Source organism: Citrobacter sp. wls710, from assembly GCF_005281115.1.
Classification (GTDB): domain Bacteria; phylum Pseudomonadota; class Gammaproteobacteria; order Enterobacterales; family Enterobacteriaceae; genus Citrobacter; species Citrobacter werkmanii.
In genome coordinates, this window is the sequence record NZ_SZXD01000011.1 from 62801 (window position 1) to 84726 (window position 21926).

A 21926-nucleotide genomic window follows, 5' to 3' on the forward strand; every position below is an offset into this window, starting at 1 on the left:
TTTCGTTGCCGGATGGCGGCTGCGCCTTATCCGGCAATAATGTTTACGCCATCGTGCCGATCGTCTTGCGAAAACGCAGCAGCGCTATCAGGAAAAACGCCCCGCCAATCGCCAGCAGCGTCAGGAACTGCGGCCAGACGATGTTAAACCCGGCCCCGCGATAAAGTATCGCCTGCGCGAGACTGACAAAGTGGGTGGTCGGCATGGTCAGCATAATGTCCTGCACCGCCTGCGGCATGCTTTCACGCGGTGTGGAGCCGCCGGAGAGCATCTGTAACGGCAGCAGCACCAGAATCATCAACAGCCCCAGTTGCGGCATGGAACGCGCCAGCGTACCCATAAAAATGCCGATCGAGGTGGTGGCAAACAGGCTCAGCGCCACGCCCAGCATAAACAGCGGTATCGAGCCTTCAATTGGCACCCCGAGTACGCCTTTTACCATCAGCATCAGCGACAGACCGGAAACCACCAGCACCACCAGTCCCATCGACCAGATTTTCGCCACCATTATCTCAAACGGTGTCACCGGCATCACCAGCAGGTGCTCAATGGTCCCATGTTCGCGCTCGCGGATCAGCGCCGACCCGGTAAGCACAATCGCCAGCATGGTAATGTTATTGATAATTGCCATTACCGCGCCAAAGCGGGCAGGCTCCAGGTTGGGGTTGAAGCGCATGCGCATTTCCAGCGCCACCGGCGGCTCATTATTGTCGCGGTAACGCGCCACAAAACTGTTCACTTCACCACTAATGATATTCTGGATATAGCTGTTGCCGGTAAAGGCCTGGCTCATCCGCGTGGCATCGACGTTGACCTGGATATCTGGCTGTCGCCCGGCCAGCACATCACGCTGAAAATCAGGCGGAATGTTCACGGCGAAGGTGTAGCGACCGGCATCCAGCCCGGCATCCATCTCATCGGCGGTGATCATCTCCGGCGGTAAAAACCACGGGCGATAAAAGCTGTTCACAATCCGGTTCGACAACTGCGACTGGTCCATATCCGCGATGGCAATCGGCGCCAGATGTAGCGACCCCGGCAGGACAGTTGCGGAGGAGTAAACCGAAATCGTGAAGGCGAAAACGATCAGCGTCAGCATCGCTTTGTCCCCCAGCAGACTGCGTAACTCTTTGATGCCAAGGTTATAAATATTGCGTAATCGGCGCATCACCCCTCCTGTTTTTTCAGCAGTAATACGCTCAGACCAACCACTACCGGAATAGCGATTGCCAGCGGGATAAATAGCTGCCAAAGATCCGCCAGATCCAGCGCTTTAGAGAACGTCCCGCGCGCAATGGTCAGAAAATGGCTGGTCGGATAAATTTCACCAATCCAGCGTCCCGGCCCTTCCAACGAGGCCACCGGATCGATCATCCCGGAAAACTGTGTCGCCGGGATCAGCGTAATAATCGCCGTACCAAAAATGGCGGCGATCTGGCTTTTCATAAACGTAGAGATTAACAAGCCCAGTCCGGTAGCAATGGTGACGTACAGCAGCGCGGCCAGCGTCAGTGTTAAAAAGCTACCCTTATGCGGGACGCCGAAAACAAACACCGACAGCGCACATAGCAGCAGGAAGTTCAGCATTCCCAGCACGATGTAAGGCAACTGTTTGCCGAGCAAAAACTCGCTGCGGGTGGTGGGCGTAACGTACAGGTTGATAATCGACCCCAGCTCTTTTTCGCGCACCACACTGAGTGCGCTGAGCATGGAAGGAATCATCATCAACAGCAGCGGGATAACCGCCGGAACAATCGCCGGCAGGCTCTTCACATCCGGGTTGTAACGATAGCGCGTCTCGATGGTCATCAACCCGTTTTGCCCGCTGGCATTGGGCTGACGGGCCATCACATCCTGCAGCCAGGTCTGGTGCATCGCCTGTACATAGCCTCTGACCGTTTCTGCGCGGCTCGGCATCGCCCCATCAACCCAGACGCCAATCTTCACCGGCGTTCCACGCGCGATATCGCGGCCAAAATTGGGCGGGATTTCAATGGCTACTGCCACCTCGCCCGAACGCATCCGTTTGTCCAGTTCGTCATAACTGGTGAGCGGCGGCTGCTCGATAAAATAGCGCGATCCCGCCAGATTCAACGTCCACGCCTGGCTGCTGACGGTCTGGTCACGATCGAGCACCGAAAAACGCAGGTTTTCCACATCCATACTGATGCCGTAGCCCATAATCAGCATCAGGATCACCGTCCCCATCAGCGCCAGCGTGGAGCGCACCGGATCGCGTCGCAGCTCCAGCGCTTCACGCCGGCTGTAGCTGAACAAACGCCGCAGACTAAAGCCCTGGCGTAGCGGCTGATTATTTTCATGCACCACCGGCGTATCCGCTTGCGAAAGCGTAGTCTCCGGCGCCGGACCAGCCGCTTCCTGTAACCAGGAGATAAACGCCTCTTCCAGACTGGCGGCACCGCGTTGCTTCACCAGTTCCTGCGGCGTGCCGCTGGCCAGCACTTTTCCGGCATGCATCAGCGACATGCGATCGCAGCGCTCCGCTTCATTCATAAAGTGGGTGGAGATAAAAATGGTCACTTTATCCTGGCGCGACAAATCAACCATCAATTGCCAGAACATGTCCCTCGCCACCGGATCGACCCCGGAGGTCGGCTCATCAAGAATGAGCATTTCCGGGCGATGAATCACTGCCACCGCCAGCGACAGGCGTTGACGGATCCCCAACGGCAGAGCGCCGGGCAACGCGTCTTCGACATCGGCCAGGCTAAAGCGCTCGCTCATCTCTTGTACGCGTTGAGGGATTTCTGCCTCGGGGATATGGAACAGCCGCGCGTGGAGTTCGAGGTTTTGCCGCACGGTCAGCTCGCTGTAGAGCGAAAACGCCTGTGACATATAGCCTACCCGGCGGCGGGTATCGATATTCTTCGGGTCAACCGCTTGCCCAAACAGCCATGCCTCGCCTTCGCTTGCGGGCAGCAGTCCGGTGAGCATCTTCATGGTGGTAGATTTGCCGCAGCCATTGGAGCCGAGAAAACCGAAGATTTCCCCGCGCGGAATGCGAAAGTTAACGTGGTCAACGGCGACGAACTTGCCGAAGCGCATGGTCAAATCTTTCGCCTCAATGGCAATCTCTTCCCGCTCAGCGTGATACGGCGGGATCACCACCGGTTTGTGTGCCTGACGCTGGGCTTCGGGTAACAGCGCGATAAACGCCTGCTCCAGCGTGTCGCTGGCGGTTTGTTCCCGTAGCTGTTGCGCGCTCCCGGTGGCTAACACCTCCCCGGCGTTCATCGCCACCAGCCAGTCAAAGCGCTCGGCTTCTTCCATGTAGGCGGTCGCAACCAGCACGCTCATGTTGGTCTGGCGCTGGCGAATACTGTCAATCAGATCCCAGAACTGAGCGCGGGACAGGGGGTCGACCCCGGTGGTGGGTTCATCGAGAATTAATAGCTCTGGGTCGTGGATCAACGCGCAGCACAGCCCCAGCTTTTGTTTCATCCCCCCCGAGAGTTTCCCGGCAGGACGATCGCGAAACGGCGCCAGGCCGGTACTATTCAGCAGCTCGGTAATCCGCGCTTCGCGCTCCGCTTTATCATGACCAAACAGGCGGGCAAAGAAATCGACGTTCTCATACACCGATAGCGTGTGATACAGGTTTTTCCCCAGCCCCTGCGGCATCCAGGCAATGCGCGGGCAGACATCCCGGCGGTGCTGCGGGTCGTGCATATCGCCGCCCAGCACCATCACGTTGCCGTGTTCAATGACCCGCGCGCCGGAGATGAGTGACAACAAGCTCGATTTCCCAACGCCATCCGGGCCAATCAACCCCACCATGCAACGGGCGGGAATATCCAGCGTGATATTGTTCAGCGCGACCGTTTTCCCGTAATGCTGACTCACGCCGTCAAGGTGCGCCACGGGAGGAACGGGAACCAGCGCCAGATGCGTCATTGCGGCAACCTCACCATCAGATCCTCAGGCCAGGCGCGATTTTCATCGACACGCACCCACGCCATGCCCGGCAAACCGGTTTTCACGTACTCGAGGTGCTGCTGCAACAGCTCTGGCGGGATACGCGCTTTGACGCGGAACATCAGCTTCAGCCGTTCATCACTGGTTTCCACCGTTTTCGGCGTGAACTGCGCGACGCTGGCCACAAAGCTGATGGTCGCCGGAATACGCAGATCCGGCGCGGCATCCAGCACCAGTCGCGCTTCGCCGCCAATCTTCAGTAAGCCCGCCTGTTCAGTAGGTAAGAAGAACGTCATGTAGACATCGCTGAGATCGACCATATTCAGCACGCGCCCACCCGCGGAAAGCACCTCGCCCGGTTCGGCTACGCGATACTGTACGCGACCATCGCGCGGAGCTTTCAGCTCACTGTCATCAATATCAGCGGCAATGCGACGTTCGGTAGCCTGTGCGGCTTCTACGCGGGTCTGCGCCTGAATGATGCTGGTACGAGCGGCTTCAATTGCCGCTTTGGCCGCAGAGACCTGCGCCTTTGCCGACTCCAGCGCGGCACGTGCACTTTCCGCCGCGGCCCGATCGTCATCCAGTTGTTGCTCGGACACCGCCCCTCGCTGGGATAGCGAACGGGAACGCACATGACGTTTAGAGACCGACTGCAGTTCCGCCTCACGCTGTTTTACCACCGACTGCGCGGCGCGCATTTCACTTTGCCGCTGTTCCAGCAACGCTCGCGCCGCCGCCACCGCGCTTTCTGCTTCTTTGATTTGCGCGATCGCCTCCAGCCGCTGCTCCTGCAGCACGCGGGTATCCATTTTCGCCAGCACCTCGCCCTGACGAACAAATTGCCCTTCCGAAACGAGGATGGTATCAATACGCCCGGCGATCTTAGTGGCAATATCCACTTCGGTGGCTTCAATTCTGCCGTTGCTGGCTGCAAACCCCTCCGGTATTCCCGCAGGGCGCAGCATCCACCAGGCTGTCGCGGCCACCACCACAAGAACACCCGCTCCCCACCACATCAGATAACGCTTAAACTTATCCATATTCGACCCGCCGTAATCCCTGTTATCAAACGTTGCGTGTCACAAAGCCCACTGAATAGCTATTCAGCGGGAGATTCCATCCGGGATGAGAAGGAATGAAAAACAATGGCCATTGAGCGAGCAGGCGTTAAGGCAACGCGCGCCACGAAGGAAGTGAATGACGAAAATGCTGTGAAATCGGGTAGTAATGTTGTCATCATCAGCGTTCCTGGCCGGAAATGAAACACGCATACTCATAACTGCTGTCTATTGAATACTAACACCTGGATTCAATATGTCTATTCGGTTGTAGTGGGTATATCGCCGCCGATAAAGCGTGTCTGGTGATCCACTCACCGGACACGTTCAGGGTTTAATAAGCCTGCTGGTAAAGCCGCAACGCATCGTCTTCATTAAGCGTAACAGGATTATTGCCCAGCAAGCGGGTCTGCTGCATGGCATCCTGCGCCAATATCGCCAGACCGTCTGCGGGAACACCAATGTCACGTAGCCTGTTCGGCGCCCCGGTTGCCGCAATAATGCTTACCATCCCGGCAATAAACGACTGGGCATCGATATCCACATTTCCTGTCACCTGCGCCCCAATGACGGGAGCCAGCTCGGCATAAAGTGGGGCAGTTACCGCCACGTTAAACTGCAGTACCGGAACCAACATTAGCGCATTCGACAAGCCGTGCGGGATATGGTGTCTGCCTCCCAAGGGATAAGCCAGTGCATGCACCGCCGCCACCGGAGAGTTAGCGAAAGCCTGTCCCGCCAGCATCGCGCCCAGCAGCACATTTTCTCGCGCTTCACGGTTGTGCCCGTCACGACATGCGGTCACCAGATGGCGACTGATTAAACGTAACGCTTCGCGGGCCAGCGCGTCCGAGAGTGGGTTTTTCTTATGCTTGCCGGTATAGGCCTCAATCGCATGCACCATCGCATCTATCCCGGCGGCGGCAGTATGGACAGGAGGAAGTCCCAGGGTCAGTTGCGCATCCAATAGCACCAAATCGCCATACAGTTGCGGGGAGACAATGCCCATTTTGCTGTCATCGTTGGTCGTCAAAATTGCAATATTGGTGACTTCAGACCCGGTGCCGGCGGTGGTGGGAATGTTAACCAGCGGTAGACGTTTCCCGGCGACCTTGTCGATGCCGTAAAGCTCCGGCAGGTCTTGTTCAGAGTTGATTAATACAGCCACCAGCTTTGCGACATCGAGCGAGGAGCCGCCGCCCAGACCAATAACCATTTCGCAGTTACCATCGCGTGCAACCTGTAAAGCTTCGCGAACGAGGCGCTCGTGTGGATCGGGTTGGACCCGATCATACAGCGTCACCTGAAACCCTGCGTTGTGCAGACTGTGCAGAACCGGTGGCAAAACCCCAGCCTTGACCAGACCGGGATCGGTCACCAGCAATACACGACGTGCGCTAAACCGTGGCTGAAGGATCTCTCCTAACCGTGACGCCCCCGCCCACTCGACGATGATTTCCGCTACCGTGGTAAACGCAAAATCCTTCATGACATTTTTCATTGGGGTATTCCTTGCAGTGAAAATGGACAGCTTTTAGCAATGCGGTTCATCGGGATGAATGTGAAAGCTTTTCACCTCTTTACGCGCCAGCATCGGGGCAATAATGCCAGTGCCAATACGTTGGAAATGCTCCGTTTGCCGATGAAGTTCCAGCCCCTCTGCACAACGATAAGTTTCAAGAATCACAAAGCGATCGCCATCTTCCGTGGAGCGGAAAAACTCATACGATATATTTTCAGGCTCCTGACGCGTTGCCTCTGCCAGCATTTTGAGCGCGTCGTTAACCTTGTCACCCATCGTCGGTTGGGCAAAATAATGTGCAACGACAAACAGCTGCGTGTTTTCCATTTTTGGCTCCCGGTGGTTTAACGTAGCAAATTCACATCCCATAACGCGCTGTCGCTGCTTGATACAGCTATCGCGCCGTGCAACAGCGCCGTCCGGGCATGTTCCTCATTGCAGACAAACCCGGAGGCCACAATCGGCGGCAACACATTACGATCGGCCTGCGGCAGCAACGGCAGCATCTGCGCAGGCATCAGTTGCACATAATCGGGTTCGCTTTGCTCCACGGCTTTCAGGCTGCGTAGCCAGGTGGAGCGGTCGGTGACGAAGATTTTCTGCATGGTGATCAGCCCGCATTTTTTCGCGCGCTGTACGGTTTGCAGACGCGTGGAAAGCAACCCCATCGCCCCCGTTTCGGCCACATAATCAATGCCGCCTTTATCCTGAGACAGCCCATTACAACTGTCGATATTCACGATGACGTACTTTCCCGCCTTCGACAGCAGTTCGATCACCGGCTGGAGCTTGATCAGATCGATATTGGCAATAATGCAGACTTCAGCTTTGCTGGACAGTGCGGTTTTCAGTTGCTCAATACCGTAAATCGCCATGATGACGGGCTGGCGTGCCAGAAGCACGCCAAGGTTTTTTATCATGATTGACCTGCCTGATGTGCGTAAAGCTGAGCGCTTAAGCCCAGCTTGCCCGGGTTAAGGATATTCTGCGGATCCAGCGCTTTTTTAATATCAGCCAGAACCGACAGCGATTCGCCTAAAGAAGCCTGCATGTAGGGGGAACGGAGCAGCCCGACGCCATGGTGATGGCTAAGGGAAGTATTGTGTTTAATCAGTACCGCATTTGCCGCATCCCATGCCGCACGATACCAGGCCGCACGCTGCTCGACGGGCACATCGCCACGCAGCGAGAAGTAAAGACATGCGCCGTCGACGTAGGCATGGGACTGATGCGCAGACCCCGCCAGCGTGCCCGGTACGGCGTTAATCGCAGCCACCACATCATCATAAACCGCACTGAGATCGCGCCAACGCCCCACCATTTCCAGCGTATCCGCCACCAGGCCGGGGCTTTTCTTAAAGCCTTCGGCGCTTTTTCCCGTCAGATACCGGGTATCCAGCCAGCGCTCAAAGATGGATTCACCGTCAAGTTCTTCTCCGCTCTGCTGACAAATACGTTCACTGATCGCCAACACCGCGTCGACAATGTCAGGTTCTCCCTCATCCGCAATCAACAGGACATTGGTCTCGGGCAGGCCAAACTGCACGCCGCTTTCCAGGTTATCGTACAAGCGCAGTGCCGCTGGATTAGCGCCATGCTGTAAGATTTCGCGACACGCCTCCAGCCCGCTGGCGAAACTGGAAAAACCCCAGGCGATAGCACGGCCATAATCCGGCAGACGATGTAGCTTCAAACGCACACGTACTATCACGCCCAGCGTGCCTTCCGAACCGATAAACATTTGCTGTAAATCAGGTCCGATAGCGCTGCGGGCATAACCGCCAACGGTGATTAAGCGCCCATCAGCCAGCACCACATCCATGCCAAAAACCATATCTTCAATTTTTCCGTAGCGTGTAGATAGCTGTCCCGCACCGCGACAGGCAACCCAACCGCCGACAGTACTGATCCCAAACGATGACGGCCAGTGCCCCATGGTCATGCCATACTCTTTTTGAATAGTTTTCTCGAAAATATCGCCAAACATGCCGGCTTCTACCTCAACAATCTGGCTTTGCGGGTCATAATCGAGCAATTTGTTGAGTTCGCAAACGTCGAGCACAATCCCCCCGCGCAACGGCAATGCGGCTCCGGTAACGTTACTGCGCCCGGCAGAAACTGTGACCGGAATAGCGGATTCACTGGCGAGGCGCATTACGTCCTGAATCTGTTCTACGGTAGAAACGCGTACAATCACGCCTTTTGAGGTGGCGGGCGCGCCCTGGGTTTCCGCAATCATCGAACCGGCCCACCAGTCGCGGGTCCAGGTAATCACATCGGACTCCGACGTCAGCACCTCATCAGCAATCACCCGCAGCCGGTCACACGTCGCTTCGCTAACCGCAACGGGATCTACCTGCATTCCTTTTGCGCCATTGCTGCGGGTGATATCCGTTGCCCATGCGGGGCGAGTATGTGCGCCAACGGTATAGTTTCCACGGTTGTAACCACGTTTAATCGCTTCTTTACTGATCATTCTGATGTCCCCATAAGCATTGATTTTTCATGTTTAATTGCGGCCTGATAGCTGGCTACCTGTTTTGCAACCTGTTCAGGCTGTAACCGGAGTTCTTGTTGCAGTATCTCCCCAACGCGTTCAGCGGCAGCGGCTGACGCATCGCGTGCCATCAGACGCGCGCGAATTCGACGCGACAGCACATCATCAACGGTGCTGGCAAGCTCATGGCGTACGGCATACACCACTTCCGCTTCGGTGTAGGGAAGCCCTTCCACAATAGGTTTAACCAGCGAGGAATCGGCCTGAATAATGTCACTGACAAAATGCGCTTCGGTGCCATAGCGCTCGCCCAGATGCGCAGACAGGCCGCCAGAGGCCAGAATGGCCTGTGGGTCATAGCCAGCCGCGCCCAGCAAATACGCAGTTTTCGTTGAGCAGGCTTTTTTACGGCCCAGTATTTTGCTGGCCGCATCAATGGTTTCTTCCGCCATGTGGCGTGATGTCGTCAGTTTGCCGCCGACAATGGTAATCAGTCCGTCCGCTGCAACCCTGATCTCATGGTTACGCTTCATCTCAACGGTTTTACCGCCCGCGGTACCGACAAGCGGGCGGCAACCAGCAATACTTCCCACCACATCTTCCGGACGCAGATCCGTTTTCAGCGCCGAGTTTGCGCCTTCCAGCAGAAAGTCCAGTTCAGTGCGATTGCAGTGAACATCGTTCAAATCACCCTGATAGTCTTCATCCGTGGTGCCCAGATAGGAGACGTTGCCCCAGCGCGTAATGGTCGCGCGCCGACTGCGTCCGGCCACCGGAATGGTCACCGTGCAATCATTGCGAATTTTCATCCACGGGATGGCGACATGAACCCCCTTCGCCGGACGGATATTAAGCGGCGATGATTCCCCTTTTTTCAGCCCACTCCAGTCACGCAACCAGACGCCCGTCGCCATAATGACCACCCGCGCTTTGACCCGGATTTCCCTGCCATCGGCATACACGATGCCCCCATTGACCTTGCCATGCTGGTCTCGTGTGGTTTCGATGACTTCGGCATGATTTGTCACCGTCGCCCCATGAAACGCCGCCGTCCGCACCAGGGCCAGCGTTAACCTGGCGTCATCAACGCGGGCATCGAAATACATAAAGCCACCGGAGAGTTGCTCTTCTTTCAGCGTTGGGCAGTGCGATAACACTTCCGCCGGAGTTAATTTTTGGTGAAGAATACCTTCCCGCCATCCCCCGGCGAGATCGTAGGTCCAGAGCAGACTTTCAAACGCAGAGGACATGCGTTTATCAAACACGCCATTCTTATCGAGTACCGGAAATAAAAAGGGCAGCCGCTGCACCAGATGGCGAGCATTGCGGCGCATGCGCTGGCGTTCGAGCAAAGAATGACGTACCAGTCCGAGGTTCCCTTGCTCGATGTAACGCAGGCCGCCGTGCACCATTTTTGATGACTTGGATGACGTCCCCGAGGCAAAATCACTCTTCTCAATTAACGCCACCCGATAGCCGCGCAGGCTGGCATCCAGCGCCGCATAGGCTCCCGTCACTCCGCCGCCGACAATCAGAATGTCGTAGGTTTCGCTTTCCAGCCGGTCCAGTTGCTCAGGACGCTGAAGACGCAACGGCTCGGCGCCGTACATATCACTGCGTGTTTTGTTTGGCTTTCGCGAAGGGAAAAACTTCATGAGTCGGCGTGCTCCTGATTAGCGGTAGTGAGGCTGCTGGCGGTTTCCATTTCGAGCGCAATACGCATCTCCCAGCGGTTGATTTTTTGTTCGCGAAGGTCATGACTGATTTTGGGTTCAAACAGACGCGCCGTTTTCAGCGTGGCGCAGGCATCAGACAACGAATCCCACAGCAGCCCATCGGCTCCCGCCAGAAACGCCGCGCCGCGTAAGCTAGCCCTCGCCGTTTCGGCCATCCGTCGTACGGGGATCCCGCTAACATCGGCCTGGATTTGCAATAACGTGTCGCTATTGGACAACCCGCCGCCTACCACCAGCTCTTGCGTTGCGATGCCGGTTGCCGCTTCATTCGCGCGCATACAGGCGGCTACCGAATGCGCAATGCCTTCCAGAATGGCGTAGGCCACCTGCGGACGCGTGGTCGAGATTGAAATACCGTTAAGCGAGGCGCGGGCATGCGGCTGCAAATGAGGAACACGCAGCCCCGTTAATGCTGGAATGAAACTCACGCCGCCAGAATCATTGGTCTGCGCAGCCAGCTCGCTGATTTGCTCGGGTGAGTCGAACCAACGCAGCTTTTCGCACACCCAGTTCAGGGCCGAACCGGTCGTCGGGACGAATGTTTCTACAGAGAAGTGCGAGCGTCCTTTTTGTCGGCGCGCGGTCATGGTGAGCGTACTTTCACAACTTTTTTTCAATGTCGGCACCGTCGGCCCCATCATTAAATCAACAAAGCTGCCGGTCCCATGCATACACAACGCCTGCCCGCGCTCAGTGCAACCCAGCCCAATAGCCCCCGCAAACTGATCCCCGGCGCAAGCCCGGATCGGGACGCTGATCCCGAGGATATCTTCACGTGTAGAGCCAAAATCATCGGTATCATCGTGCAATTCAGGCAGCAATGACGTCGGGAACTTCAGGGTCTGCAGCCATGGCAAATGGTACTGATGCTCGTTGAGGCAATACGCGCCCGCAGAGGTGGCGTTGGTGGGGGTGGTGACACATTTTTTTTCTTCCGCCAGATGCCAGAGCAACCAACTGTCAACGGTGCCAAAAACCAGTGTTCCGGCCTGGTGCGCCCTCTTTACTGCCGGTGTATTGGCGATATGGTATGACGCCCAGAGGTAAGGTGAACGTATCCCAACCGGTCGTCCAATTACTGGCAGCAGTTTCGCATCCCATTCGGGAGCAAGTCGCGCCAGCTCATCCGTAAAACGTGCATCCTGCCAGACCATCGCAGGTGCCAGCGCCTTGCCAGTGTCTGCATCCCAGAGCACCGCCGTTGAACGTTGCGTCGCAATCGCCAGCGCCACAATACGCATCTTGCTGTGCTGCGCATTAGCAATCGCTGTACGACATACCGCAATAGTGGCCTGCAAAATTTCATCAGCATCTTGTTCAACAACGCCATGGCGCTGGCTACTGACCTGAAGCGGTTGGTATTCAAGGCAGTGGACCTGGCTATTTCGCCCCACCACTGCCGCACGCGTACCAGATGTACCTTCATCAATAGCCAGAATGACATCTTCATATTCAATCATTTCGTACTCCTGTTTGATTCTGGGGCCATCGACTCGGGATAGGGTGAATGGGGTGATTCGAACTGCGGGGCGCCAGGCTCGTTATCCGGCTGAATCGTGGTGCGAGTGGGATCCCATGGGATCACAAAGCAGACGATGCTGGCGAACAACGGCACGGCGGACATGATCAGGAAGGTCGTTTGCAAGCCGTAGAGATCACGGAAAACGGGGAAGATAAACAGACCGAGCGCCGCACCTATTGCCCCGAGCGCACCGACCACGCCATTCGCGCCTGCCCGCAGTTCACTGCGAAAAGAGAGGGATGAAAGGCTTTTCCCGTTTGCACCGGGTCCACCTGAGTGACAAAGAATAAACAACGCGGGAACCAGCAAAGAGGCCCACAGCGGCATACTGTCGCTGAACAGTCCCAGCGTGAGCAGTACGAGAAAAGCCACGGCAAAACCGATCGCCGAAGAGCGGCGCAAGCCCAGACGACGACCGATTGCAGGAGACAAGAAACCACCAACAATACCAAATACGTTAAAAAATAGTGAACACAAGGTTGCGTACACAAAGTTTTTACCGAACATCGCGGCGCTAATAACCGGCAAATACCAGCCGACACCAAAATATTGGATTGACTGGCAGATCTGAACCGTAGAAGCCAGAATCGTACGCGGTAAATATACGCCACGGAATATTAGCAGTACATTTCTCGCCCCTTTTTCTGCTTGCCCAATGACAGGTTTTTGCTCCGCTTTTGGCGCCAGAATAAAATTATCACCGTATATTTTATTCATAGCGATCACAGCATCAGAAAGTCGTGATTTTCTCGCCAACCATACTGGACTTTCTACTAAATAACGGAACTGGAAAAAAAGTACGATGAGTCCACATAACGCTGTCACGGCAATAGAATAACGCCAGATAGCATCCCCAACATCCCATGAATAAAACATCAGCGCTAGTGCCAGATTTAAACAAACCGCAACATACCAAACCCCTTGCCAGGTGTTTAAACGGCTTTTTAGTTTCACCGGCGTGAACTCTGCCAGCATCGCCATGGCCACGGCAAAATCCATCCCATAAGACACGCCAACAAAGAAGCGGCCCACGATTATGGTGCTGAAACTGGAGGATGACATCACCAACAGCGCACCAATCACCGCCATTACTTTGGCGATAATCAGCGGTGGTACACGCCCCCAGCGATCGGCAATCCAGCCGCCAATGGGATTAAATAATATGGCAACCCACGATGAAAATGAGGTAAGTAACGCAACTTCAGTTGCGCTCAGATTTAAATTGCGGGTCATTGGATTTAATCCAGCACTCAGAGCTGAATTTGAAAAAGCATCAAGAAACAGGCCGCCTAATGCTAACCACCAAATAATACCGGCTCTGCCACTTATTTTTCCGCGAGAATCGATGCAATTGATAACGTCATCAACGCCACGGATTTTTATCGGATTTGAGAATGAGCATGCGGACATGGCTTTCCCCTTCATAATATTCGGAAGAAGGTCGCCATTAGCTAAAAAAATGCAATAAGAGACCATCTTAATTTCACAGATAGTCTCTTATCTAAAATCTGTATTTTTCCACTCTAGAAGGTAAGGCAAAGCGTGTCAAAGCGACTTTTTAAGCTGGCTTTAATTTTGTGATATGTAGCACAATTGTTAATCAAGCATTTAAAAAAAGTTAGGCGACAGGCGTTTATACCCGCCACCTGCGTCGGAGGTATTAAGTTAGTTTTTTTCGATCAAATCCTGCGCGCACGCCCAGGCGCTCGACCATGCCCACTGGAAGTTGTATCCACCCAGCCAGCCGGTGACGTCCATCACTTCACCGATAAAATAGAGTCCTGGCACTTTGCGGGCTTCCATTGTGCGCGATGACAGCTCGTTGGTATCCACGCCGCCCAGCGTGACTTCAGCGGTACGATACCCTTCCGTACCGTTCGGCTGCACCCGCCATTCGGTCAGGGTCTCCACCAGCGTTTGCTGATCGCGCACGTTCAGTTGTTTCAGCGAGACATCCGGGATTTGCCCTAACTGCTGTAAACATTCCACCAGGCGTTTTGGCAACTGCATAGCAAGCGTATTCTTTAAGCTCTGATTAGGGTGGGCGCTGCGCTGTTCATCAAGGAAGCTCGCAAGGTCAACATCCGGCAACAAATTAATGCTGACAAATTCACCTGGCTGCCAAAAACTGGAAATCTGCAGCACGGCCGGACCAGAAAGCCCGCGATGCGTAAAGAGCAGGTTTTCACGAAAGACCGTACCGTCCTCGGCGGTGATAACGGAGGAAACGGATACGCCAGAGAGCACCTGAAGCTGCTCCAGCAGCGGCTTGTGTAAAGTAAAAGGCACCAGACCTGCGCGCGTCGGCAACACGTTCAGACCGAATTGTTCGGCAATTTTATAGCCAAACGGCGTCGCGCCCAGACCCGGCATCGAAAGACCACCAGAGGCGATAACCAGTTTTTTCGTGCCGACAGTCATCCCGTTCAGCGCCAGGATGAAATCTTCACCCTCCCGCTCAACGCTGAGGACTTCGCTCCGTAACCGCATAGTTACGTTACCTTTTTCACACTCGTCCACCAGCATATCGACAATTTGCTGGGCAGAATCGTCGCAAAACAGCTGACCCAACGTTTTTTCGTGCCAGGCGATACCGTGCTTGCCCACCAGATCGATAAAATCCCACTGGGTGTAACGCGCCAGCGCCGATTTGCAAAAATGCGGGTTTTGACTCAAATACGCGGCAGGTTCGACATAAAGGTTGGTAAAGTTGCAGCGGCCCCCGCCAGACATGAGGATCTTGCGTCCCGGCTTTTTACCATTATCAATCAGCAGCACACGACTACCTGCTTGTCCTGCCTGCGCGGCACAAAACATACCCGCTGCGCCAGCGCCTATAATAACGGTATCAAACCTTTCCACGTTGCGATCCTCTCTAAAAAGCGGAGGTGAATTGTAAAGATTCCTCAGTGGTCGCACCAGCGCCAAACTACCGATAAAGGGTATTTATCTGAAATATATAGGATAATTCTTTAGTGGTGTAAAACAAAGCAGGAGACAAATCAAAAAAACTCTATATTTCACTTTGCCCGCGCCGCCAAAGTCACTGATAATGCGCCGCGTTCATGTCCTCAAAATGGCGTAACGTCCTATGCTACATTTGTTTGCTGGCCTGGATTTACATACCGGGCTTTTACTATTGCTTGCTCTGGCTTTCGTGCTGTTCTATGAAGCAATTAACGGCTTCCATGACACAGCCAATGCTGTCGCAACCGTGATCTATACCCGTGCAATGCGTTCGCAATTGGCGGTGGTCATGGCTGCGTTGTTCAACTTCTTTGGTGTTTTGCTGGGTGGTCTCAGCGTAGCGTATGCCATCGTGCATATGCTGCCAACGGATCTGCTGCTAAATATGGGATCATCACATGGCCTCGCCATGGTGTTCTCCATGCTACTGGCGGCAATTATCTGGAACCTGGGTACCTGGTACTTTGGTTTACCTGCATCCAGCTCCCACACGCTGATTGGCGCGATTATCGGTATTGGTTTAACCAATGCGTTGATGAACGGCACCTCGGTGGTGGACGCACTTAACATCCCGAAAGTGATGGGGATTTTTGCCTCGCTTATCATCTCGCCGATTGTCGGCCTGGTGGTTGCTGGCGGTCTTATTTTCATTCTGCGTCGCTACTGGAGTGGTACGAAAAAACGTGCCCGTATCCACCTGACCCCGGCAGAACGTGAAAAGAAAGACGGCAAGAAAAAGCCGCCGTTCTGGACGCGTATTGCCCTGATCCTCTCCGCTATCGGCGTGGCGTTTTCTCACGGCGCGAACGATGGTCAGAAAGGCATTGGTCTGGTGATGCTGGTACTGATTGGCGTAGCGCCTGCGGGCTTCGTAGTGAATATGAATGCTTCCGGTTACGAAATTACCCGTACCCGCGATGCTATCAATAACGTCGAAGTCTTCTTCCAGCAACGCCCGGACCTGCTCAAGCAGGCGACTGGCGTTGACCAGCTGATTCCGTCCCCGACGGAAACGGTCACAACGGCATCGACAGAGTTCCATTGCCACCCGGCGAATACCATCAACGCGCTTGAGCGTGCGAAAGGTATGCTGGCGAATCTGGAAACCTACGACAAGTTAAGCGTTGAACAGCGTGGTCAGCTGCGCCGTATTATGCTGTGTATCTCTGATACTACAGATAAAGTGGTGAAATTGCCTGGCGTAAGCGCCGACGATCAACGTCTGCTGAAAAAACTGAAAGCTGACATGCTGAGCACCATTGAGTACGCGCCTATCTGGATCATTATGGCCGTCGCACTGGCGCTGGGTATTGGTACGATGATCGGCTGGCGTCGCGTAGCCACCACCATCGGCGAGAAAATCGGTAAGAAAGGCATGACCTATGCCCAGGGGATGTCGGCGCAGATGACTGCCGCAGTCTCTATCGGTCTCGCCAGCTACACCGGTATGCCCGTTTCCACCACCCACGTTCTTTCCTCTTCCGTTGCGGGAACGATGGTTGTTGATGGCGGCGGTTTGCAGCGTAAAACGGTAACCAGCATTCTGATGGCCTGGGTCTTCACCCTGCCGGCGGCGATTATTCTTTCCGGGGTGCTGTACTGGCTCTCCCTGAAGCTTATCTAAGCGGATGCACGGTAAAAAAGCGGGTCAGGAAACTGACCCGCTTTTTTTGTATCCGTTGTTGGTAATCAGTGCCAGATAATCAGCGCAACCATGCTGATAAGCACCAGTCCGCATAACGCGCTGGTAAGAATGAACTGACCGCGAACCCGCTCACAGCGGCGTATAAATTCATCATCATGATGATCGCGGTAACGCTGAGCGTAGATATACCACACCAGACGCATCTGCTTGTTGGGTTGCCCATGCGAGGTAAAAAATCCCCCACCATCGACATACTGGTAAAGTAATGGATCGCAACCACGAAGTACCACTAACAGTGCGCGTAACGAAGAAAAATAGCGCGCCATATTAACAATGCAAACGACACACAAAGCCCAGAACAACGCAATGGTGCTTATCATATCTCCTCCCCGGCGACCCGCCCACGGAACTCCTTTCCGGGACTACCGCTCCCCGATACCCTACCAATCATTCAGTGAAGAGTGCTACCGAAACCGCTCGTGTTAGTATCACGCATCCGAGCGCCTCTCTAAATAGTGTAGGAGATTAGTTAATTTTTTTGCCAGAAGGTTAATCGCTATCAATGCAATTAACTAAAAAATTTGTTTAACTGCTTGGCAAGCAAGGCGGATTGACGGATTATCCTGGTCGCTATAATGTAAGGATAGTCCTTATATGATACGTTTTTACGACTGGGCTAGCCCCGCGCATAAGGTTCGCAGGACGCGAATGACGCGGCGGCAGATAAACGCCAGCAGGCTAGTCATCGACAACTTATGGAAGGAGTAACACTATGGCTTATAAACACATTCTTATCGCGGTTGATCTTTCTCCGGAAAGCAAAGTTCTGGTTGAAAAAGCGGTCTCCATGGCGCGGCCTTACAATGCTAAAGTCTCCCTTATCCACGTTGACGTAAACTATTCCGACCTGTACACCGGGCTAATCGACGTGAATCTGGGCGACATGCAGAAACGTATTTCTGAAGAAACCCACCACGCGTTAACCGAGCTGTCCACCAACGCAGGCTACCCTATCACCGAAACCCTGAGCGGTAGCGGCGACCTGGGCCAGGTTCTGGTTGATGCCATCAAAAAATACGACATGGATCTGGTCGTTTGTGGTCACCACCAGGATTTCTGGAGCAAACTGATGTCCTCCGCACGTCAACTGATCAACACCGTCCACGTCGACATGCTGATTGTTCCGTTACGTGACGACGAAGAAGCATAAAATGCTTGCCGCCGGGAGATAACCCGGCCCGCTGCAAACAGTAAAGCCTGTAAACGCCCGCTCGCGCGGGCGTTTTTGTTTTTATCATCCGGACACAATTAGTACATCAACCCAACAAATAAATCATAATTAGTGTGATCAACTAATTGGATCGAAAACTATCTGTATAATACTCTACCCGCACGGCTAATCGCCGCAGTCTATAACAAAACAAGACTTTTTCGGCGCGTTTAAGCATACGCGTTCATACTTTTCGGGATGGCTTTGAAAGGCGATGGAATATGAATAAAACTGCACCTACGGGCTTGCTGCAGCAACCTCGTCCGTTCTTCATGATCTTCTTTGTGGAATTATGGGAACGATTTGGCTATTACGGCGTTCAGGGCATCCTGGCGGTATTTTTTGTTAAGCAACTCGGTTTTTCTCAGGAACAGGCATTCGTCACCTTTGGTGCTTTTGCCGCACTGGTCTACGGCCTGATCTCGATCGGCGGCTACGTCGGCGACCACCTGTTAGGGACCAAGCGCACGCTGGTACTCGGTGCGATTGTGCTGGCGATCGGCTACTTCATGACCGGGATGTCGCTGCTCAAGCCCGATCTGATCTTTATTGCTTTGGGTACCATTGCCGTGGGTAACGGGTTATTTAAAGCCAACCCGGCAAGCCTGCTGTCAAAATGCTATCCACCGAAAGACGCCCGACTGGATGGCGCTTTCACCCTGTTTTATATGTCGATTAACATTGGTTCGCTGCTGTCGCTGTCGCTGGCGCCGGTGATTGCCGATAAGTTTGGCTACGCGGTGACCTACAACCTGTGCGGGGCCGGGCTTATCGTCGCGCTGCTGGTCTACTTTGCCTGCCGTGGAATGGTGAAGAATATCGGTTCTGAGCCAGATCATAAGCCGCTGAATTTCCGTAATCTATTCTGCGTGCTGGCCGGTACGGTAGTGACGATATTTATCTGCGCCTGGCTGATGCATAACGTGAAGATTGCCAACCTGGTGCTGATTGTCCTGTCGATTGCCGTGACGATCATCTTCTTCCGCCAGGCCTTCAAACTGGATAAAACCGGGCGCAACAAAATGTTCGTGGCTTTTATCCTGATGCTGGAAGCGGTAGTGTTCTATGTGCTGTACGCACAGATGCCAACGTCACTTAACTTCTTTGCTATCAATAACGTGCACCATGAAATTCTTGGTTTCGCCATCAACCCGGTAAGCTTCCAGGCGCTGAACCCGTTCTGGGTGGTACTGGCAAGTCCGGTGCTGGCCGCAATTTATACCCGTCTGGGAAACAAAGGCAAAGACCTGACCATGCCGATGAAGTTTACACTCGGTATGTTCCTGTGTTCGCTGGGCTTCCTGACCGCTGCTGCTGCCGGAATGTGGTTTGCCGATGCGCAGGGACTGACGTCGCCGTGGTTTATCGTGTTGGTGTATCTGTTCCAGAGTCTGGGTGAACTGCTGATAAGCGCCCTGGGACTGGCGATGGTCGCCGCGCTGGTGCCGCAGCACCTGATGGGCTTTATTCTTGGGATGTGGTTCCTGACCCAGGCAGCCGCTTTCCTGATGGGGGGTTATGTCGCGACGTTCACCGCAGTACCGGAAAACATCACCGACCCGCTGCAAACGCTGCCTATCTATACCAATGTCTTCAGTAAGATAGGCCTGGTGACGCTGGCGGTAACGGTCGTAATGGCAATTATGGTGCCATGGCTGAACCGAATGATTAATACGCCAAGTACCGAACAGTAATACTCAGTGCCGGATGCGGCTTACGCCTTATCCGGCCTACATTTAACAAGCCCGATTGCCTTGCGCTATCGGGCATTTTCACTCACTACCCTTTGCGCGCGTCTATCCACTCCTGCACTTCCACCACAAAGGTGTCCGGTGCTTTGCGGTACATTTTGCGCGCCAAGTCCAGAATCGTATGCTGGCCGAGCGCTTCTTCCATTCGCTGCTGGGCCATGTCCATTACCGAACGCACACCGCAAATGCCTTCACAGGCCCACTCCGGTGGATGCTCCTCAAATACCGCCAGCCGCTGACGGATCTCGCGGCACTCAAAGATGCGTTTATCGCCGTCAATGGCGTTGGCAACGTCCAGCACGGTGATCTCCTCCGCCGGTTTCGCCAGCTGGAAACCGCCGCCCTTCCCTTCGCTGCTCCGTACCAGCCCGGCCTTCGACAGGCGGGTAAAGATTTTGGCCAGATAGTCATAGGGCACGCGCTGCAGCTCGGCGATTTCGCGCACGCTCATATCGCGTGCGTCGCCTTTGCTGTCCACCATACACATCAGGCTATGGATGCCGTACTCAACCCCGGAACTGTAAAATGCCATGCTCTTATCTCAGCCAAAATGAATCTGAGTATATTGTAGCTTTTTCGCATCACGCATTCCAGATACCGGATAACACCTGCAAATAGATTAAAATTTAAAAGTATATTTATCAAAGAGATAATAACAAATCACCGGACTCGATCCGCGACAGGATCCAAATCTCATTGCAATCTTTAACTACGACAAATAAAATCCGAGTAAATAAATCGGAGTCACCAGTGAGATAAGCATCATGCAAAAACAAATTCTGATCGTGGGCGCCGGCTTTGCCGGGATGTGGGCAGCGCTGAGCGCCGCGCGTTTAGCGGATAAAAACCAGCAAAATATTGATATTACTGTGATTGCACCTCAGCCCGAGCTGCGCGTGCGTCCACGCTTTTATGAAAATGCCGTTCACACGTTGGTCGCTCCGCTACAGCCACTGTTCGACGTCACCGGCATACGCTTTTTACAAGGGCATGTAGAACAGATTCTGCCCGGATCCCGCGAAGTTAGCTGGCAAGACACCAACGGAGAAAACCATCTGCATCGCTATGACCGCCTGGTACTGGCCAGCGGCAGCCACGTTAACCGCGACGCCGTTTCCGGTGCCGCAGAACACGCCTTTGATCTCGACCAACTGGAGAGCGCCGCAGTGCTTGAGCAGCACATTAAAGATCTGGCCTTACAGCCGGAAAGCGAGGCGCGCAATACCGTGGTGGTTTGCGGCGGCGGCTTTACCGGAATTGAAATGGCGCTGGAATTACCCAGCCGTCTGCGCAACATTTTAGGGGCTGATGCTAAGACCAGAGTAGTCGTAGTTGAACGCAGTGCACAACCGGGCGGACGCTGGAGTCAGGCGCTGCGCGATGTGATTATCGACGCTTCCGCCGAGCTGGGCGTGGAGTGGCTGGTCAACGCGGAAGTAGAGAGCGTCGACGCGGCTGGCGTAACGCTGAAAGATGGGCAGGTTATCGCTTCACAAACGGTGATCTGGACCGTCGGCGTCCAGGCGAGCGACCTGACCGCACAGATTAACGCCCCACGCGATCGTCAGGGACGCCTGCATGTGAACAAGAACCTCCAGGTACTGGGTCATGAGGATATCTACGCCACCGGCGACGTCGCCTATGCGGCTACCGATGACAAAGACAATCATGCGCTGATGACCTGCCAGCACGCCATTCTGCTGGGGAAATTTGCCGGTAATAATGCGGCGGCGAATCTGCTGAACGTCGCGCCGCTGCCGTATCGTCAGGAGATGTATGTCACCTGTCTGGATCTCGGCGCGTGGGGGGCGGTATACACCGAAGGATGGGATCAGCAGGTGAAATTGACGCGTGAAGAGGCGAAAAAGCTGAAGATGTCGATTGTCAGCGAGCTGATTTACCCGCCGAAAGCGGATCGTGCAGTGGCGTTTGAGATTGCGGACCCACTGGCGCCGTTTGTTTAAGCCGTAATGCCGGATGCGGCTACCGCCTTATCCGGCCTACAAATAATTGAGAATC

At 54.4% G+C, this 21926-nt stretch carries 17 protein-coding genes; 4 read left to right on the forward strand and 13 right to left on the reverse strand.

Annotated elements, in window-relative coordinates:
• Positions 1-43: 43 nt before the first annotated feature.
• The 11 genes from FDX14_RS04570 to FDX14_RS04620 form a co-directional block, all read right to left on the reverse strand.
• Positions 44-1168, reverse strand: coding sequence for an ABC transporter permease (locus FDX14_RS04570; RefSeq protein ID WP_137349081.1), 1125 nt, complete (start codon positions 1166-1168; stop codon positions 44-46).
• A complete protein-coding gene (gene rbbA, locus FDX14_RS04575; RefSeq protein WP_137349082.1) occupies positions 1168-3915 on the reverse strand; it encodes a ribosome-associated ATPase/putative transporter RbbA in 2748 nt (915 codons plus the stop codon). The genes FDX14_RS04570 and rbbA overlap by 1 nt, the downstream gene beginning before the upstream one ends.
• Positions 3912-4979, reverse strand: a complete 1068-nt coding sequence (locus FDX14_RS04580) for an HlyD family secretion protein (RefSeq protein WP_042311803.1) — start codon at positions 4977-4979, stop codon at positions 3912-3914. The genes rbbA and FDX14_RS04580 overlap by 4 nt, the downstream gene beginning before the upstream one ends.
• A gap of 352 nt (positions 4980-5331) precedes the next feature.
• Positions 5332-6498 carry an iron-containing alcohol dehydrogenase gene (locus FDX14_RS04585; protein ID WP_137349083.1) on the reverse strand — a complete coding sequence of 389 codons (1167 nt, stop codon included), beginning with the start codon at positions 6496-6498 and terminating at the stop codon, positions 5332-5334.
• A 33-nt stretch (positions 6499-6531) separates the two neighbouring features.
• Positions 6532-6846: a putative quinol monooxygenase gene (locus tag FDX14_RS04590; protein ID WP_042311800.1), complete on the reverse strand. Its 315-nt coding sequence runs from the start codon at positions 6844-6846 to the stop codon at positions 6532-6534.
• A gap of 17 nt (positions 6847-6863) precedes the next feature.
• Entirely contained in the window at positions 6864-7439 is a 576-nt protein-coding gene (locus FDX14_RS04595; RefSeq protein WP_042311797.1) for a glycerol-3-phosphate responsive antiterminator, read from the reverse strand.
• Positions 7436-8995 (reverse strand): FAD-binding oxidoreductase, encoded by a 1560-nt coding sequence (locus tag FDX14_RS04600; RefSeq protein WP_137349084.1) that lies wholly within the window; start codon positions 8993-8995, stop codon positions 7436-7438. The genes FDX14_RS04595 and FDX14_RS04600 overlap by 4 nt, the downstream gene beginning before the upstream one ends.
• Positions 8992-10671: a glycerol-3-phosphate dehydrogenase/oxidase gene (locus tag FDX14_RS04605; RefSeq protein ID WP_042311793.1), complete on the reverse strand. Its 1680-nt coding sequence runs from the start codon at positions 10669-10671 to the stop codon at positions 8992-8994. Before FDX14_RS04605 ends, FDX14_RS04600 begins: the two co-directional genes overlap by 4 nt.
• Positions 10668-12212: an FGGY family carbohydrate kinase gene (locus FDX14_RS04610; protein WP_137349085.1), complete on the reverse strand. Its 1545-nt coding sequence runs from the start codon at positions 12210-12212 to the stop codon at positions 10668-10670. The genes FDX14_RS04605 and FDX14_RS04610 overlap by 4 nt, the downstream gene beginning before the upstream one ends.
• Complete coding sequence (locus FDX14_RS04615; protein ID WP_306463082.1) at positions 12209-13699, reverse strand: MFS transporter; 1491 nt, start codon at positions 13697-13699, stop codon at positions 12209-12211. Before FDX14_RS04615 ends, FDX14_RS04610 begins: the two co-directional genes overlap by 4 nt.
• 240 nt (positions 13700-13939) lie before the next feature.
• Positions 13940-15136, reverse strand: a complete 1197-nt coding sequence (locus FDX14_RS04620; protein ID WP_042311785.1) for a BaiN/RdsA family NAD(P)/FAD-dependent oxidoreductase — start codon at positions 15134-15136, stop codon at positions 13940-13942.
• A 229-nt stretch (positions 15137-15365) separates the two neighbouring features.
• Between FDX14_RS04620 and pitA the strand changes: the two genes are divergently transcribed.
• A complete protein-coding gene (gene pitA / locus FDX14_RS04625; RefSeq protein ID WP_038635082.1) occupies positions 15366-16865 on the forward strand; it encodes an inorganic phosphate transporter PitA in 1500 nt (499 codons plus the stop codon).
• Between the two features lie 65 nt (positions 16866-16930).
• Here the strand turns inward: pitA and uspB are convergent, their stop codons facing one another.
• Positions 16931-17266 carry a universal stress protein UspB gene (gene uspB, locus FDX14_RS04630; RefSeq protein WP_003023371.1) on the reverse strand — a complete coding sequence of 112 codons (336 nt, stop codon included), beginning with the start codon at positions 17264-17266 and terminating at the stop codon, positions 16931-16933.
• A gap of 392 nt (positions 17267-17658) precedes the next feature.
• Between uspB and uspA the strand changes: the two genes are divergently transcribed.
• Complete coding sequence (gene uspA, locus FDX14_RS04635; RefSeq protein ID WP_003023368.1) at positions 17659-18096, forward strand: universal stress protein UspA; 438 nt, start codon at positions 17659-17661, stop codon at positions 18094-18096.
• 281 nt (positions 18097-18377) lie between these two features.
• Positions 18378-19850, forward strand: coding sequence for a dipeptide/tripeptide permease DtpB (gene dtpB / locus FDX14_RS04640; protein ID WP_042311784.1), 1473 nt, complete (start codon positions 18378-18380; stop codon positions 19848-19850).
• Positions 19851-19935: 85 nt separating this feature from the next.
• Here the strand turns inward: dtpB and FDX14_RS04645 are convergent, their stop codons facing one another.
• A complete protein-coding gene (locus tag FDX14_RS04645; RefSeq protein WP_042311782.1) occupies positions 19936-20439 on the reverse strand; it encodes an RrF2 family transcriptional regulator in 504 nt (167 codons plus the stop codon).
• Between the two features lie 232 nt (positions 20440-20671).
• On the opposite strand from FDX14_RS04645, the gene FDX14_RS04650 reads away from it, so the two are divergent.
• A complete protein-coding gene (locus FDX14_RS04650) occupies positions 20672-21871 on the forward strand; it encodes an NAD(P)/FAD-dependent oxidoreductase (protein ID WP_137349087.1) in 1200 nt (399 codons plus the stop codon).
• Positions 21872-21926: the final 55 nt, after the last annotated feature.

Excerpts from the sequence above, each read along its gene's own strand:
- FDX14_RS04570 (WP_137349081.1), bottom strand. The coding sequence starts at position 1,168 with ATGCGCCGATTACGCAATATTTATAACCTTGGCATCAAAGAGTTACGC.
- rbbA (WP_137349082.1), bottom strand. The coding sequence starts at position 3,915 with ATGACGCATCTGGCGCTGGTTCCCGTTCCTCCCGTGGCGCACCTTGAC.
- FDX14_RS04580 (WP_042311803.1), bottom strand. The coding sequence starts at position 4,979 with ATGGATAAGTTTAAGCGTTATCTGATGTGGTGGGGAGCGGGTGTTCTT.
- FDX14_RS04585 (WP_137349083.1), bottom strand. The coding sequence starts at position 6,498 with ATGAAAAATGTCATGAAGGATTTTGCGTTTACCACGGTAGCGGAAATC.
- FDX14_RS04590 (WP_042311800.1), bottom strand. The coding sequence starts at position 6,846 with ATGGAAAACACGCAGCTGTTTGTCGTTGCACATTATTTTGCCCAACCG.
- FDX14_RS04595 (WP_042311797.1), bottom strand. The coding sequence starts at position 7,439 with ATGATAAAAAACCTTGGCGTGCTTCTGGCACGCCAGCCCGTCATCATG.
- FDX14_RS04600 (WP_137349084.1), bottom strand. The coding sequence starts at position 8,995 with ATGATCAGTAAAGAAGCGATTAAACGTGGTTACAACCGTGGAAACTAT.
- FDX14_RS04605 (WP_042311793.1), bottom strand. The coding sequence starts at position 10,671 with ATGAAGTTTTTCCCTTCGCGAAAGCCAAACAAAACACGCAGTGATATG.
- FDX14_RS04610 (WP_137349085.1), bottom strand. The coding sequence starts at position 12,212 with ATGATTGAATATGAAGATGTCATTCTGGCTATTGATGAAGGTACATCT.
- FDX14_RS04615 (WP_306463082.1), bottom strand. The coding sequence starts at position 13,699 with ATGAAGGGGAAAGCCATGTCCGCATGCTCATTCTCAAATCCGATAAAA.
- pitA (WP_038635082.1), top strand. The coding sequence starts at position 15,366 with ATGCTACATTTGTTTGCTGGCCTGGATTTACATACCGGGCTTTTACTA.
- uspB (WP_003023371.1), bottom strand. The coding sequence starts at position 17,266 with ATGATAAGCACCATTGCGTTGTTCTGGGCTTTGTGTGTCGTTTGCATT.
- uspA (WP_003023368.1), top strand. The coding sequence starts at position 17,659 with ATGGCTTATAAACACATTCTTATCGCGGTTGATCTTTCTCCGGAAAGC.
- dtpB (WP_042311784.1), top strand. The coding sequence starts at position 18,378 with ATGAATAAAACTGCACCTACGGGCTTGCTGCAGCAACCTCGTCCGTTC.
- FDX14_RS04645 (WP_042311782.1), bottom strand. The coding sequence starts at position 20,439 with ATGGCATTTTACAGTTCCGGGGTTGAGTACGGCATCCATAGCCTGATG.
- FDX14_RS04650 (WP_137349087.1), top strand. The coding sequence starts at position 20,672 with ATGCAAAAACAAATTCTGATCGTGGGCGCCGGCTTTGCCGGGATGTGG.